At 52.2% G+C, this 15,835-nt stretch carries 14 protein-coding genes and 1 pseudogene; 3 read left to right on the plus strand and 12 right to left on the minus strand.

The features are described 5' to 3' along the window. Window positions 1-63 precede the first annotated feature (63 nt). A pseudogene (locus MKX64_RS23210) lies at window positions 64-360 on the plus strand (DUF6434 domain-containing protein); the annotation flags it as partial. 202 nt (window positions 361-562) lie between these two features. Then, window positions 563-724, plus strand: a complete 162-nt coding sequence (locus MKX64_RS24340) for a helix-turn-helix domain-containing protein (protein WP_413773597.1) — start codon at window positions 563-565, stop codon at window positions 722-724. Window positions 725-1,469: 745 nt separating this feature from the next. Here MKX64_RS24340 and MKX64_RS23215 read toward each other — a convergent pair. Continuing rightward, window positions 1,470-2,498, minus strand: a complete 1,029-nt coding sequence (locus MKX64_RS23215; RefSeq protein WP_095263734.1) for an NADH:flavin oxidoreductase/NADH oxidase — start codon at window positions 2,496-2,498, stop codon at window positions 1,470-1,472. 253 nt (window positions 2,499-2,751) lie between these two features. Here MKX64_RS23215 and MKX64_RS23220 point away from each other — a divergent pair, with 253 nt between their 5' ends. Continuing rightward, window positions 2,752-3,600, plus strand: a complete 849-nt coding sequence (locus tag MKX64_RS23220) for a polysaccharide deacetylase family protein (RefSeq protein ID WP_445670849.1) — start codon at window positions 2,752-2,754, stop codon at window positions 3,598-3,600. A gap of 99 nt (window positions 3,601-3,699) precedes the next feature. On the opposite strand, the gene MKX64_RS23225 is transcribed toward MKX64_RS23220, so the two are convergent. From MKX64_RS23225 to MKX64_RS23275, 11 genes are all read right to left on the minus strand, one after another. Next, window positions 3,700-4,326 (minus strand): 3D domain-containing protein, encoded by a 627-nt coding sequence (locus MKX64_RS23225; RefSeq protein ID WP_341037833.1) that lies wholly within the window; start codon window positions 4,324-4,326, stop codon window positions 3,700-3,702. A gap of 265 nt (window positions 4,327-4,591) precedes the next feature. Then, window positions 4,592-5,587: a sigma-70 family RNA polymerase sigma factor gene (locus MKX64_RS23230; protein WP_341037598.1), complete on the minus strand. Its 996-nt coding sequence runs from the start codon at window positions 5,585-5,587 to the stop codon at window positions 4,592-4,594. Window positions 5,588-5,952: 365 nt separating this feature from the next. Beyond that, window positions 5,953-7,365 carry an extracellular solute-binding protein gene (locus MKX64_RS23235; protein WP_341037599.1) on the minus strand — a complete coding sequence of 471 codons (1,413 nt, stop codon included), beginning with the start codon at window positions 7,363-7,365 and terminating at the stop codon, window positions 5,953-5,955. 115 nt (window positions 7,366-7,480) lie between these two features. Then, the gene (locus tag MKX64_RS23240; RefSeq protein ID WP_095263730.1) at window positions 7,481-8,326 is read right to left on the minus strand and encodes a carbohydrate ABC transporter permease; all 846 of its coding nucleotides are present in this window, start codon (window positions 8,324-8,326) and stop codon (window positions 7,481-7,483) included. A 20-nt stretch (window positions 8,327-8,346) separates the two neighbouring features. Continuing rightward, window positions 8,347-9,171 (minus strand): carbohydrate ABC transporter permease, encoded by an 825-nt coding sequence (locus MKX64_RS23245; RefSeq protein ID WP_341037834.1) that lies wholly within the window; start codon window positions 9,169-9,171, stop codon window positions 8,347-8,349. Between the two features lie 140 nt (window positions 9,172-9,311). Continuing rightward, the gene (locus tag MKX64_RS23250) at window positions 9,312-10,697 is read right to left on the minus strand and encodes an MATE family efflux transporter (RefSeq protein ID WP_155617792.1); all 1,386 of its coding nucleotides are present in this window, start codon (window positions 10,695-10,697) and stop codon (window positions 9,312-9,314) included. Further along, the gene (locus MKX64_RS23255; protein WP_341037601.1) at window positions 10,681-11,388 is read right to left on the minus strand and encodes a glycerophosphodiester phosphodiesterase; all 708 of its coding nucleotides are present in this window, start codon (window positions 11,386-11,388) and stop codon (window positions 10,681-10,683) included. The genes MKX64_RS23250 and MKX64_RS23255 overlap by 17 nt, the downstream gene beginning before the upstream one ends. Next, on the minus strand, window positions 11,385-12,524 hold the full coding sequence (locus MKX64_RS23260) for a CehA/McbA family metallohydrolase (RefSeq protein ID WP_341037602.1): 1,140 nt from the start codon (window positions 12,522-12,524) through the stop codon (window positions 11,385-11,387). Before MKX64_RS23260 ends, MKX64_RS23255 begins: the two co-directional genes overlap by 4 nt. Beyond that, window positions 12,505-12,987: a hypothetical protein gene (locus MKX64_RS23265; protein ID WP_095398478.1), complete on the minus strand. Its 483-nt coding sequence runs from the start codon at window positions 12,985-12,987 to the stop codon at window positions 12,505-12,507. Before MKX64_RS23265 ends, MKX64_RS23260 begins: the two co-directional genes overlap by 20 nt. Before the next feature lie 359 nt (window positions 12,988-13,346). Continuing rightward, window positions 13,347-14,414 (minus strand): LacI family DNA-binding transcriptional regulator, encoded by a 1,068-nt coding sequence (locus tag MKX64_RS23270; RefSeq protein WP_230875643.1) that lies wholly within the window; start codon window positions 14,412-14,414, stop codon window positions 13,347-13,349. A gap of 159 nt (window positions 14,415-14,573) precedes the next feature. Then, window positions 14,574-15,494, minus strand: coding sequence for a phosphatidylinositol-specific phospholipase C (locus MKX64_RS23275; RefSeq protein WP_341037604.1), 921 nt, complete (start codon window positions 15,492-15,494; stop codon window positions 14,574-14,576). Window positions 15,495-15,835 lie beyond the last annotated feature (341 nt).

A 15,835-nucleotide genomic window follows, 5' to 3' on the forward strand; every position in this document is an offset into this window, starting at 1 on the left:
TTCGAAAGAGAACGTCTGGGCTTGATTTACTCATATCGCTTGTCCAACAAGAACAAATGCTGAGCTTTTTTCAAAACCGTGATCCCCAAGTTTCATTTCTCCACCTATATCCAGAACTATTTCAAGAACAATGTAGGCAAAACTTACCGCGACGCCGTGGAAGCTTGGCACGAGGAAGAGAATCGGCAGAAGGATCCCTCATACAAGAAGAACATTGCTCCTCAATTTGAATACAATCAATTCATTCGCGATTTTTATGCAGACCCGAACAACAGAGGCAAAGACCGCACAGCTGCAATCGAAGCCTGGAATGAAATCAAGAAGCTTCCCGGAAGCAATAAATATACGCCCTCATTGTAGCTGGCCGTTTCCCAGTCTTGATGCCGTATTCGGAATTCCACCACAACGTAAAGGTATCCCATACGCTTTACGCGCCTAAGAGACGCTCTTCAGGACCTTCAAGTGTCTCTCCTCTCAGCTATAAAGTTAATTTGCCAGCGTTTTCTTTATATTATATAAGATTGCATTTATTGGAAGGGGATATAGTAGGATTCGTCAAAACATAGAATCTTATCTGAGAGACCGAAGCTGGTCGATCTCTCAATTTGCTCAGATCGCTGGCGTTAACTCTGGAGCGCTTAGCCGCACCTTGAATGGAAATAAATCACTATCCATGATGGAGCTCAACCGGATTACGGCTGCCCTAGGTCTGCCCGAACCCTGATCCGAAATGAACAATCTTGCTTCAGTAATGAAGTCATACTCCGCAAGCAGCAATGGGAGGAAACGGTCCGGGTCCATCCCGGCTGGATTCTGAATCTGGACGCCGACGAATGGCTCGAGTCCCGCTTTGAGAGCAGGCTGGACGCGATGCTGGAACAGACCGATTATGACGTGTTTTGCTTCCGTCTGTAGGACTTCTGGAGTCCGACGCACTACCGGGAAGACATGTATTGGAACGAACAGCATTACTACCGCCCTTTTCTTGTGCGATACAAGCCGGATTTTGTCCCCGGTGGAAAGAAACGCCCCAGCATTTCGGCAGATTCCCGGAAAATGTGCTGGAGCTGCCACATACATTATCCGGCGTGCCTCTCAAGCATATGGGATGGGCGGACCCGAATCGAATCATCGTCTGGAGAAATGCAAACGGTACAAACAGCTTGATCCCGATGCAAAATACGGCTGGTCCGCACAATATGATTCCATTCTCGACAAGACGCCCAACCTGGTTGAATGGCAGGAATAGGATCTCTCCATCCGCTACGTGCCCAATAACAAAGGGGCTGTCCCAAAAGTATTTTATGATTTTTTAGCCCCCACTTTAGACAGGAATTCAAGCAATAGAGAAGCCTTCAACCCACTTTAACGGTGGTTTTGAAGGCTTTTCCGTTTAACGTTTGGGACTGGCTTATCCGTCGGTACCCTTTTGGGACACCCTCTTTCTTGTAATGCTATGATGACCTGGATTAGGAACGGTACCCCCGCTCGTACGGCTTCGGCACTTTTTGCTCACCATCCAACGCTTTGGCTGCATGAATCGCCCAGTATGGATCACGGAGCATCGCTCTGCCAATCGCTACAAGATCGGCCTTGCCAGAAAGAATGACGTCCTGCGCATCCTGATATTCATCCAGTAATCCGACCGCGATCACCGGCACCTCGAGCTGACGCTTGATTTCGGCTGCCAGTTCTACCTGATATCCCGGCTCTGCTTTCGGCCCTCCACCGGAACCGATCGGCCCTTCTCCGCCTGAAGATACGTGAAAAATATCAACCCCGGCGTCTCTGTACCGCTTGCAGATTTCCAGACAATACTCCACATCGTACCCGCCATCGACATACTCCTGGGCAGATACGCGCATCAGAATCGGCATGCCTTCCGGCACGACCTCTTTAACTGCCCTGACGACCCGCTCTCCGAACAGCGCCAGATCCTGGCCATACGCGTCTTCACGCTTGTTCGTTAACGGTGAGTGGAATTGATGGATCAAATAACCGTGTGCACCGTGGATCTCCACCGTATCAAATCCGGCTTCTACAGCGCGGCGAGCCGCCTGTTTATGAGCTTCGATTAACTGCTCAATCTCCTGCGTAGACAGTACCCTCGGCATTCTAAAGCTGTCATTGAACGGAATCGCCGACGGTGCCACAGGAGGATCTGCATCCTGAGCCTTGCGTCCAGCATGGCCAAGCTGGATCCCGATCTTGGTTCCGTATGAATGCACAGCATCCACCAGCCTCCGGTATGCCGGGATATGTTCATCCCCCCAGATACCGGTGTCTTGGTCTGTGATTCGTCCTTCCGGATGAACCGCTGTCATCTCCACAATAATCAAGCCTGTACCACCGACGGCGCGGCTTACATAATGTACGTAGTGCCATTCGTTCGGGATCCCGTCTTCAGTCTTCACGGAATATTGACACATTGGCGGCATAACGATACGGTTTCTCAGCGTTAAGTTTTTGAAATTATAAGGTGTAAATAAATCAGCCACTCGATATCATCCCTTCCGAACCAAATCTGTCTAATTATCTCCTATCGATGTCTATTATACACCTTCCTGGGATTAACGAAAAAGAACCTTGCTTGGGGATAATTGCATACCGTGCTGGGAATACCATAGGAAAACGTCTTTGGCGATCTCAATCTGCAAACTCCCGGATCTATGCATGCAAGAACGGGCCCATATCATTCTCACATCATGCTTTTTCTCCATAACTAAACTGTAATCAAAGGAGTGAGGGTCATTGATGAAAAGCTATCCGATTGTATGCTGTTTGCTGTTCTTATTCGGAATGGTCATCTCGCCAGGCGTTGCGATGAGCGCAGCTAATCATGGCGATGTCCTCGCTGTCCTGGATCAACTTCATTCCCCTGTGGTTTCCGATACGTTCGAACAAGGGAACGATTCAGGAGGTGCTCAGCAAGACGCTAAGAAAACGCCAACCTTGAGTCAATTAATGACCCAATATCCCGACACATTCCGGACCCGTGGTCCCCGCGTCAAGCGGATTGCTCTAACCTTTGACGATGTGCCCGACCCCCGATTTACAGGAAAAGTGCTTGACGTTCTTCAGCAGTATGATGTCAAAGCCACCTTTTTTGTCGTCGGTAACCGGGCCAAGAAGCACCCCGACTTGCTGAAACGCATTCACGAGGAAGGTCATGCGATTGGCAACCATTCCTATAACCACGCCCAACTGAACAAGCTTCGCCTGCCTGACTTTATCAAGCAGATTGAACGGACCAATGCCGTCATTGAATCCATCGTTGGTGTGACGCCAACCCTCATCCGCCCGCCTTATGGCGACATCAATGAACAGCAGCTCAGATGGGCCAGGAAAAACGGCTACAAGGTGGTGAACTGGAACGTCGATTCCCTAGACTGGAAAGGACTGAACAAAGATGAGGTCAAGCATAATATTTTATCCGCCATCGGTCCGGGGTCCATCGTCCTCCAGCATGCAGGCGGTGGAGCCGGTTCGGATCTCACCGGAAGCATTGAGGCGCTGCCGGAGATCATTACAGAGCTGATGCGTCAAGGTTACGATTTTGTCACGCTGCCGGACATGCTGGGCGTTCCCGAAAGCAAATAGCAAGATGTTACAGGTTCTCATGAAATGAAAAAAAGACGGCTGAACCACAATGTGATTCTAGGAAAGCCGTCTTTTTTCAAGATGTGCGCAAGAGCTGTGCTATTTGATGAAATATAAGGTCACGTCCTGGATGCCAAACTCTCGAACGGATTTGGGTGAACCCGGAATGAAGATATCGATCTTGTTTCCCTTGATCGCTCCGCCAATGTCTCTAGCTTCTGCAACAAAGGCTTTTTTCGGAAGTCCAGGGTGGGTGTGACCGGTGACCAGCACCTTGGTTCCCAGCGGGATTACTTTCGGATCAACTGCGATTGTACCCAGCTCCAGCGGATTTCCGAAATAATCGACCGCTCCCCAGCCGCCGTTCTCGCTTGCAGCCGAAGAATATGCTGTTGCCTTTACGTTAAGGGTTTTGGAATAGTCAAAGGTTTTTCCCCATGCCTCCACCACTTTATTCTCCGGAAATACGTTTAATGTTGGCAGCATCACCGCCGGCGAGGCCGCTTGGGCCTTGGTAGCCGCGACGGCTTTCGCCTCGGACGGAATCGTTATTTTGAGACCTGCATAAATATTGGTCGCTTTAATGCTCGGATTGGCCTGCATCAGCTTGTTCAGGTCCACGCCATACTGTTTGGACAGAACATAATATGTATCCCCTTCTTTGGCGGAATGCACCTTGCTGGCCGCTTCTGCCGGATGTGGGTGTATTACAAAAGAGATGCCCATGGCGAGCGAGCAAGCGGTGATTAAGTTTACGGTCCTGCTCCACTTCTTAGCAGCGCTTCTCTTTCTTCTTGGCGGAACATTGCGATTATTCTTCTTCAACATCCAATTGCCTCCTTGTTCTTCCACCCCCGACCATGGGAGTGAAATCGCTACAGGTTCTCGAAAAATGATATAACGGTTACGAATATATCACAAATTTGTAACCTTTACTGCAAGCAAATGCTGGAAGGGAGGGGCATGCCCCTCCCTTTTTCTTAGGTAGATCCTATGATTCAATTTTATATTTTTTATCCTCTTGAAGTGTGACATTTAAAGCCTTCGCCGCTTCTGCCAGCAGATCCTGACAGAAATAATAGTGTTTTCGCATCGTAATATGCTCTTCTTCCGTATCGAGGTAAATAAGATCGTTAAGCTGTGGACCGCTCTCTGAGTTGTAATAGATGGCAACGACTTCCCTTCCCCAGAGCTGTTCGCATTTGGCGAACTGCTTCTCGAGCAGCGGGTCTTTAAAGTCATCAGCCAGCGAGTGCTTGATACTTGTTTCTTTTCCATACTCTTGTCCTACATGAACACCGTCCCATTCAGCATGCTCTGCCAATAGCGAGGCCATCATGTCAAGATTCCGATGATTGAAGGCTTCGATAAAACGATCCACGAGCCTTGCTTTTTCAGGGGAATTCTGTTCGGTTAGTACGGTTGTTTGTTTCTCTTCACTTGGTGGTATATCCATGGCTCTAGATTCCGTTTGTCTCAACTTCCTCAATCTCGCTCGTGCCCGATGCAGCGCCGATTTAACAGCCCCTTCACTCATGGTGAGCAATTCGGCTGCCTCACGCGCAGTGAAATCAAATACATCCATGACAAGGACGATGACGGTCTGTTTGGGTGTCAAGCTGCCTGCAAGCATTTCTATCGATTCCTGAACCTCCATCCCGCTCATCGGCATGGTGTCTTGCATAAGCTCTTCTGCGTTGTCCATCAGGGTTTCTTTATTTCGTTTTCTTTGTTGATTTAACCATGTATTCGTTGCGATGCGGAACAGGTAGCTTCTCGGGTTGAGGGGTTGCCATACCTGGCCTAAGATGGCCAATGCCTTGATTAACGTTTCCTGCACCAGGTCTTCTGCATCCCACGGGGACTTCGTTAGACTGAGACAAAACCGCCATAAATCCGAACGATAAGGTTCAATGATAGCCAGAAACCTGTTTTTCAGCTGCCACGCTTCTTGCTCCAGGCTTTGCAAGTCTTCTGCACGATGCATGTTTCATTTCCTCCAATGCTTTATTTGTCCTTCACTCTAAAAGACACTTGAACCAGGGATTTTGATACGGGGGATATCAAAGTTTTTTGGCTTACGGCCTAAACCCGAAGCATCTACGCAAGCTTTCCCGTGTTTAGTGCTTTTACAATATCATTTTACTAGACATTTCATTCCTTAAAATGAATGGATTGTGCCCGAGCAGCAGGTATACATCCTTCCAGTCACGTTTCCCGCTCCCTCTTTCCTTACAGACAAGACAAGCGGAGCCCGAATCGGGACTCCGCTTGTACCTGCTATCGCCTTCACCTAAATACTAGCTAATCATCTGCTTACTTCTGAACTTCACTTAACCGATCAGATGCCGCTTACTGCTGGCCCTCCAGCCATTTCGTAGCTTCTTCCTGCGCTTTCTTCATCGCGTCCGCAGCGGACAATTCGCCAAGCAGGATGCGCTCCACATTCTCAGACAAGATGTAGCGCGGCTGTCCGGCACGGTACGGATAACGCGGTGCCCACAGCTGGCTCATCTGTTTCAGGATGATATCCATTTGCGGCACTTCCTTCACACTTTCCCACTCTGCTGCCGCTTTAATGACAGGCATGCTGTGGGAACGCTGTTCATTCCACATGTACTCCTGGAAAAACTCGCTTCCGCTGAACTTCAGCCACTCCCAGGCGAGATCCTTGTTCTGGCTGTTCGCCCCGATGGCAAACGGGCTTCCGGCAAACATGCCGCCCATGCCCTTCTCCGGATGCTTGAACAGCAGCGCTCCCTGATACCGCTCTTGCGTGCCAAACGTCTCCAGGCTGTTCACAAAGCCTGGCGCCACGCGCAGGTTAATGGCAACATTGTTGTTATTCTGCAGGAAATTCTCGGCTCCCTGGTTCACCATTACGCCTTCTGGTGCATACTGGGCCGCTTCCTTCAGCAGCTCCGCAGCTTCGATCATCGTAGGCGAGTCGAATTCCAGCTTCATGTCCTTCCACAAGAATCCGGTACCCCACTGACCGCCTTTCGACTCGTTAATATTCATGATGCTGTCAGCAGCATCGTTGCCGTTGAAGGTCAGGCCATAGTTTTTTTCACCGGTTTTCGGATTGGTGCCCGTCATTTTGGATGCTTTCTCTATAATCTCTTCGATCGTTGGCTCTTCGGATAAGTACTCCACGCCCCAATCGTCGAACAGCTGTTTATCATATACGATTAAGCGCGCATCCCCGATGAATGGCAAGCTGTAAATTTCCGGCTCCTGATCGTTTGGCCCCATCGCTCTCCAGCCGTCCACCTGACCGTTCAGATAGATGTCCAGATCGAAGCTGTCCCGCTCAATATAGGGCTGAAGCGGCTCCAGCAGCCCTTGTTCCGCGAATGTAGCAATGCCTGGCAGCTGATACACATCCGCCGCACCGGACTGAAGCATGGTCTGTGTTTTCTCGTTGTAGTTGTCCCAGCCCATCAGAACAAATTCGACTTCCGTATTCGGATACAGTCTTTCGAACTCATCTTTCAGCACTTTCACGCCTTTGGACGTCTGTCCTGTAAGCGCATCGGTCTTGTCCTCCAAAGAGAAATCGCCGATCAGCTGAACCTTCAGCTTGCCGGACAGCTCCGGCCCAGCGGCTTCCGCCGAGTCCGTCGTTTCTGTCTGCGCTTCGGTCGTTGTCTCGCTCGTATTCGCCCCGGCATTGTCGGTGCTGGTCCCGCCGCAGGCGCTAAGCGTCAGCGCAAACAACAACAGCAGGGTGATGACAACAAACTTGGAATTTACTTTGATCATCGTTATTCCTCCAGATGAATGAATGATTTTTTTTAAACCCCGTAGTGCCTATCCCACAACCAGACTGCTTCTCCCGATCCATCGCTTCCGCTCTCGTTTGATTGTCCCGGGCCCATCACTCTCCTTTCAGGCCGCTGAGTGCGACGCTTCGAATGATATATTTTTGGAAAAACAGGAACACCAGCAGCAAAGGCAAAATACTCATCGTAGCCAGCGCCATCGTCACACCGGCAAGCCGGCTTCCATTCTCGGCGGAGAAACTGGACAGGAACAGCGGCACCGTCTTCAGATCCTGATCGTTGATTACCACCAGCGGCCAGATGAAGGAGTTCCAGCTATCCTGAAACGACAGGATTGCCAGCGTTGCCGTAATCGGGCCGGTCAGCGGAACGAAGATGTAGAAGAAGGTTTTGAACTCCCCCGCACCATCCATCTTGGCAGACTCCCGCAGCCCCTCCGGGAGCTGGTCGAAATATTGCTTGGTCAGCACAAGCCCCAGCGCATTCACGAATGATGGCAGAATGAGCGGATACTTCGTGTTGATCATCCCCAGATCATTGAACATCGTAAACATCGGAATCAGACGAGTCTCAAACGGAATCATCATCGTGGCCAGCACGGTGAAGAACAGCAGCCGCTTGCCCTTGAAGTCCCCCCGGGAGAAGGCATATCCCCCCAGCAGTGCCGAGCCGACGCTGAAGGTGACGCTGAATACCGCGATCACTATCGAGTTCCAGTAAGCCTGAAGCAGGGCGTTGTTCTCGAATACGAGCCGATAGTTGAACCACGAGAAATCCCCGGGAATGAGTCTTGGCGGGAACGGCATCGCCAGATTGGCCGTTCGCTCCAGGCTGACGCTGATCATCCACGCGAACGGATAGATCATCGTACAGGCGAGCACCGTCAGCAGGATGAATATGACCCCGTTTATCAGTTTCCGTCTGTCTTGCATGCCAGGCATATATGGATCCCCCGTCCTTGTTAAATTTTCATGCGCAGCAATTTGGTATTGATATAGGTGAAGATCAGGATGAATACGAACAGAATGTAAGCGGCTGCTGAAGCAATCCCGTATTCATTCCCGCCGAAGCCGCGTTCGAATATGAATCCGACCACGGTGTGAAGCGATCGGGCCGGACTTCCCTGCAGTCCGCCAAGCATGTAGGCGTCCGTGAAGCGCTGCAGCCCTCCAATCCACCCAAGTACAAACAGGATCGTCAGACTGCCAACCATATTCGGCACCGTGATCCGCCACCACTGTTGGAAGGGAGTCGCGCCGTCAATCGCAGACGCCTCATAATACTCAATCGGGATCGCTTGCAGGTTCGCCAGATTAATAATGATGACGAAGCCGAGCCAATGCCATACGGACAGTATGATCGCGCCCCATTTGGCTGAGGTCGGCTGGGACAGCCACACGACCTTCTCGAACCCGAGCAGCTGTGCGACATAATTCAGCGGCCCGTCCGGATGCAGAATAGCAAGGAATACGGTGGCTGCCGCGACCATCGAGGTCGCATTCGGGATGTAGAACAGCACCTTGAACAGATTGGAGGATCGGCGCAAGCTGTTGATCAAGCAGGCGATCAGAAAGCCGATCGGAATCGCAATCAACAGCTGGAATACCGTGATGTATACCGTGTTGTACACCGCATACCAGAACGTTTCCGAGGCGAGCACATCGGCATAGTTCTGCGTGCCGACAAACCGCTCGTTCGCTCCTCTAGTGAAGCTGAGCCGGAGCGATTCGATCAACGGGTACACCGTAAACAGCAAGATGCCCAGCAGTGTTGGAAGCAAGAACACATACCATATGGCGTGCGACTCCCTTCGTGAAGCGACCCTCCATTTTCCGAATAGTTTCGTTCGAATCTGCGACATATTGTTGACCGGACAGCGACTACGCTGCCCTCCCTCCTTTTCGTGGAATCAACGACAGGGATTACTTATCCTTCCGATGTGACAAGCTTGATTCGTTTCCATTTGCCCGACCGCCAGCGTGCGATCATGAAGGCGCCTCTGACCCACTCATCAATCACGAACACGATCCATACCCCGTAAATGCCCCATCCGAGCGTCATCGTCAGCACATAAGTGAGCGGCATGCTGAAGCCCCACATGATGATCAGGCCGACGATGACGGGGTACCGCACCTCTCCTGTCGCATTCAGCGCGCTGATCATCATGACATTGCATGCTCTGCCAGCCTCCTGAAGGATGCCGATCAGCATCAGGATCTTCCCGATGCGAAGCACGTCCGGATCATCCGTGAACAGGCCCAGCAGCGGGACGGCTGCGATGTACAGCGTGCCGCTGATCAACACCGAGGCTGCAACCGCAAGCAGCGTGTACCGGATGCCCATCCGGCTGGCCTGATCATAGGCTTTGGCGCCAATGCGGTGACCGATCAGGATGGCAGCGGCCATGCCAAGCGCTTCTGACAGCAGGAACACATAACCCATCAAGGTCTGGGTATATACCTTGGTCGTTAGAGCGGTTGTGCCGATCACCGCAATCATCATCGTGACAACCACCTGGGAGGCCGTATAGGACAGGTGTTCTCCCGCCGAAGGAATGCCGAGCCGGAATATTTGCTTCAGATCTCGCCCGAAGGGACGCAGCATGACCGCAAGGGAAAGCTTGGCCTCCAGCCCTTTTATCAAGAACACCGCCGCGATCACCGAGCCGACCAGGCGGCTGGCATGCGTGACCCACGCCACCCCGGCCACCCCGTAAGTGGGAAGGCCCCATGGACCATACAGCACAACATAGTTGCCCAGTGTATTCAGCGTCACCATGATGACCGATAAGAGCAGCATCCGCTTGACAAGGCCGTTCATGCGCAGAATCATTTCCGAGGTCATGACGAAGGCGGTTGCGTACGCCCCCAGGCTGATGATTGACAAGTATGTTCTTCCTTCATCCATAAGCTCCGCAGGGAGCTGGATCGCGCCCAGCACCGGTCCCGCAAATGTATATAGTGACAGCCCGACCAGCAGCCCGAACATCATGTTCGTTCCGAGCGCAATGGAAGCAATTCTCGTTGCGTCCTGCACCCTGCCTGCCCCGGAGAACTGGGCGATCAGAATCGACGCGCCCACGATGATAAATCCGAACAGCAGATGGGCCGCGGTCATCACCTGCGACACGGTGCCGATAGCGGCAACCGCTTGATCGGAATGACCGCTTAACATCAATGTGTCGATTGAGGCGATCAGCGTCTGCACGAACTGGCTCAGCAGAAGCGGCCAGGCCAGCCGGAACAGCGAGAACCGCGGCGATTCCTCGAGGAAGTGCTGGCCGGGCTCGGCCAATTTACGAGCGGTGGCCATCGGTTGACCCGCGTTTCATCAGCTCCATTGCCGGGGTCAGGTCGGTGACGGACAGCGCATCCACGCCCATATCCGCATAATGGCGAAGCAGGGGCTCGTCGGCCGGGAGCGTATAGAGCCACACCCGCAATCCGAGCTGATGCGCTTGCGCCACGAGGGCAGGCCGGCATGAGCCGTACTGCGCATTGATTCCGGCATAGCCTGCTTGCTCTGCCTGCTGGCAGTACTGCCGGATACGCTCTTCATAGATGTCATCCGCCAGGTCCGTCGGGATCGGCGGCAGATTCCAGATGACATGCCTCGCGCGCGGGCCGTTGGCCAAATGATCGGTCACGCCCGTGAAGTACACCTGGCTCCATACATCCAGCCGATCAACAACGGCCGCTGCAGCTGCATAGGCTTCCTCGGTTTTGAGATCCAGGTTGAAAGCAACTGGCTTTCCTCGATACGGGGTGAGAATGGTTTCCAGCTTCTCGACCGGCTCATAACCGGCCGCAGTCCATTCCTCGTATGTATATTGTGAGACGTCGGGCTGATCATCATGGTATAGGACCGCTATGCCGTCTCGGGAAGTCCGGACGTCGACCTCCAGCACATCGGCCCCGGTCTCGTAACCTGCCTGGCAGGAGACGAGCGAGTTATAAGGCGTGCCATCACATCCGGTATGGGCAATCCAATCGAATTGATTCATTTCTCTGTAGCTCCCTTCTCTGTTCCATGCTTCTCCGGTGTTATTCCGTCCGTGAACGCGGCGATGTTGCGGCTCTGCCAGGCTGGTACCCCGTCCATTTCTTCCACGTCACTGTACGGTTCCCTCGACTCGTCGTTCGAAGCCGCCAGGATGTATACCGGGTTCGTGAACGCGAGTGTTGCATGGCCGCCTGCCAGCATGCCCGCAGCCTTCACTCTAAGCCAGCGAATCCCTGCCGCAGGGATGCTGCATTCCGCGGCGCCCTGCTGATCTGTCCTTGGCAGAATCGCAAGCTCTCCTGCATTCGATTCCACAATCAGCTTCGTCACTTGCATCTCATCCGCCGTCCGGCCAGGTACGGACGATGGCTCTACCTGAATACGCAGTTCGATCGTGGCCGTCTCCGGGCTTAAGACCGTGATGATATCGCCAATCCCGTATGTCGCCCCGCCGTGCGCTGCTTCCACATGCAGCAGGGGTCCCATGCTCACGATACAGCGTCCGTGCCGAATGGCTGACACGACCGATTCCGGCCGGCTGCGTTCGCTTTCCTTCTCCAAACCGACATAGGTGAAGGCTGACCAGCCGTCTGCATGCTCTGAGTGATGCCAATCCCGCCCTGCGGTGGCCGTGATCCGGAAGCCTTCATTAAGCAGGCTTGTCCACTGCTGGAATGCCGGGATGTTGTGATGCTTGTACGGCGGCATCATCTCATGCCACACTTCAACATAGTCAATATCGTTCCAATTCTGGATCTCATATTCCCAGTGACAGCCTGTGCATATCGGACTGCCCATGCTGTAGGGGTGTGCGATCCCTACGATTCCTCCGGCCTCATGCACCCGCTGGATCCCTTTATGAATATCCCGCGGTCCGAGATCTCTCCATTCGCAGTAAGGGGCACCAAGGGTCAGCATATGTCCGTAAAAGGTCGTCCATTCCATCCCGGGAATGATCGCTACCCCGGTTTCCTCCTGTGCCGCATTGGCTTCCGCCATGCCTGACAGCGTATTATGATCGGTCAGCGCAATGCCTCCAAGACCCAGCTTCTTCGCTTCCCTGCACATCTCCAGCAGCGAATGTCTTCCGTCACTATGCGGTGTATGAGTGTGCAGCTCAAATGGTACCCATGGCATCGGCATTCCCTCCCTTTCTCACAACGAGTCGATAGTGGCACTCCGGCGTCACGACGCAGTGAATGCTGATCGTAAGCTTCCAGATGCCGCTGGGCAGCGGCCCGGCAATGAACCCGGGCGATGCTTGCTCCTCAGTCAGGAGATGATGCTGCTCCGGGGGATGCCGATGAGCCGAGCCGCGAAAACCGGACGGATCATCGAGCGATAGCGTCAGCAAATTTTGCAGGGGAACGAATCGCTCCCAATGCTGCTTCTGGAGCTCAGAAATCGACGGCTCCGCATACTTGTCGATGGCCTCCAGGATCATCCGCCGCGAAGCTTCCCGATCCTCGAGCGCCTTCGGGCTGTAGGCAAAAGCAATGTCTAGGCAGGCGGCAGGCTCATCGATATGAAATTGATAGGTAATATGTGTCTTGGAGCTAAGCGGAGTTACGTTTCCCTCCACAATCAACAGATCGTCCATAAGTTTTCGACCACCTTTTGCTTCATGGATTTTCGCTTTGGTTATCCATGCTGATGTCTTGCTTCTCTGTCACCTGTGTTGCGGTATGGTATCGTTACCAGAAGAATGATACTTCGTATTTTAGAGGACATTTGTAAAATCTATTACCGTTTTTCCTCGGCGTTATATAAATTTCGTGGAGAATTACGTCTGATTTTGTCAAATGATGATAGCGCCATCGCCATGAGAGGAATTGAGCTCTTACTGCATAGGCGGAAAAGCTGGATTGCCGCTGGATTGCCGCTTGCTTGCAGCGGCCGCGAGCATAAAAAAACAGGCTTATCGTTTGATAAGCCTGTTCCCAGCTCCTGCTGTTCGTTTCACGCGTGTGCCAGCCTTGGGCGGCAGCTCTCACGCTCAACGAGACGATGCTGCAAAATAATATCCGAATCAAATGTAAATTCGGGATTAACGATCATGTGATGCATATATTCCACCGACTTCTTCCCAAGCTCCTCCACCGGCTGCTGCATCGACGTCATTGCCGGACGCACGACCTCGGTAATCAAACTTCCGTCAAAGCCCATAATCGACATATCTTCCGGCACCTTCAGCCCGTGGTCCAGCGCGCAATTCAGCGCTCCGACAGCCATATCGTCACTGGCGGCAAACACGACCGTCGGCCATTCGTCCTCGCCGAGCATCTCCTTCATCAGCCTCCGGCCCGAAGGGAGCTTGTAGTCCCCGAATTTCACAAAACGTGGGTCCGGCTCGATGCCGTGCTTCTTCATCGCTTCCGCGTAACCGTTGTAACGGCTGAACCCGGACGTAATGTCCGCCAGGTCGCCGCCGATAAAGGCAATCTTCTCATGGCCTGAGGAAATGAGATGCTCCGTCGCATCGAATGCCGCCTGATAGTCGTCGATCAGCACCGATAAGTAGGATGAAGACGGACCTTTCACACTGGAGAACAGAATCGGCATTGAAGCATGTTCAAAAAACTCGAGGATATCCTGATTGAATTTCTGATGCATGACGATGATGCCGTCCACCCTCATATTTTGAAAAACACGCAGGTAACGCAGCTCTTTCTCCATGCTTTCTGCAATGTTGCCAACGAGCAGGTTATATCCTTGTGCGCTCGCGGTTTCCTCAATGCTGCTCAATATCGTTGAGCAGAATTGACTCGTCAGATCCGGCACGATAATGCCGATTGTATTCGTCTTCTGCATCTTCAGGCTGCGTGCGATATGGCTCGGCGTATAATTCAGCTCTTCGATCGCCCGGTTCACCTTATCAAGCAGCTCCTGGCTTACATACTTCTCGCCATTCAACACTCTGGAAACGCTGGTGACCGACACCCCGGCCCTGCGCGCAACATCTTTAATGCTAGCTCCCACCATGCCACCCCTTACCCAGTATCGTGCTTGTCTTCTACGATATGACAACGCCCATCCTCACGTCAACCTCTCCGGATGCAGCGACAGCACCGGTGCCGATCCTCCACATTGCGCTAAACACACAGAAGCCTGGCTTCAGCTGGCGCGCACAAAGAAGGAGACGGTGAAAGCATTCACCGTCCCCCCCATTCCTTGCCGCGTTGCCGATTAGAAGTTGGTAGAGATAATTTTCGAGGCATGATCGCCTGTAATAAAGTCCATCACGGTGATGCCGAAGCGGCCGTGGGTGTTAGTGCTGAAGAACTGATTGACTTTCGGGTTGATGTCATTGGCAATCGTGCGAATGTTCGGGATGCCGAACAAGCCCGGGTTATAACCGCTGGTGAAGTTGATGTACAGCCATGACGGGTTGGACGAATTGGCTTCATGATACATGTTCTGAATGTCGTTCCACTTTTTGTTGCGATCCGACACTTTGTAATAATCCTGGATTTTCAGATTGGCAGCGTTCTGAATCGTGAAGGTTGTGTTGTCCTGCCAAGATGTGGCGTCGATGCCTTTCGGAAGCTGGGCAGCCTGGAATCTGCGCAGCAGCACAATCTTACCTCTCGCTTCGCCAAGCGTTGGGACGTGATTCGTCATCAGCCATTTGTCCGGGTTTTTGCTTACATACCAGTTGAACGTATCCTCATAGGAGCGCGTGTTATCAGCAGCGGTATGCTCTTCTTTCACACTCATGATAACCGTCTCTGTCGGGTTGTTGTTCAGGAACGAGATGACCGCGTTCAGAACATCGTCGAAATTCTGATTCTGGTACACCGCACCATGATGAATGGTGAATGCATCCTTATAGTGTCTCGTACGGATGTCTAAGTAACGCACACCGACGGACAGCTGCTCTGCAATGGTGAGATCCTGGTTCTTGGCTGTACCGTAAATCGGCTCGTACAATGCACCGGAGTCATGGGTTCCCGGAATCGAGAGGCTCGACAGGGAAGTGTTGTCGCTGATGGATCCCATCCAGTTGGAACTGTTGTATGACGCGGAGGCATCGGAAGCAAAGAAAGTGCCGGCTACAGACGTTACAAACAGCATGAGGACGGTTACACGCAGAATCGCTTTCTTCAACACGAGTATCACCTTGCCTTTTCATAGTTTTATGTCAATCAAGCGGCGCCAGCTTGAGTAACATCGAGCAGGTCATTCATACAACGAGAAGTCATCCATACAACTCGGGACATCATGAAACCTAGGATGGCAGCACAAAAGCCGCGCGGGGCAACAGCCTATGTATCTATCCATACAAGACCCCTGCCAAGGAAAGGTATAGACATCTCGTCAATTAGCCTATCAATCGATTGTTAATTAAGAATTAAGAAGATATTTTTGCTGTGTTAATCATTGGCATTGTTTTCGTAAAATCTTGCGTGACATTTTATGATTTTGCAGATTTTTTCGTTGAGACATCA

Origin of the sequence: Paenibacillus sp. FSL M8-0334 (assembly GCF_038000405.1) — a bacterium.
GTDB classification, from domain to species: Bacteria; Bacillota; Bacilli; order Paenibacillales; family Paenibacillaceae; genus Paenibacillus_AQ; species Paenibacillus_AQ campinasensis.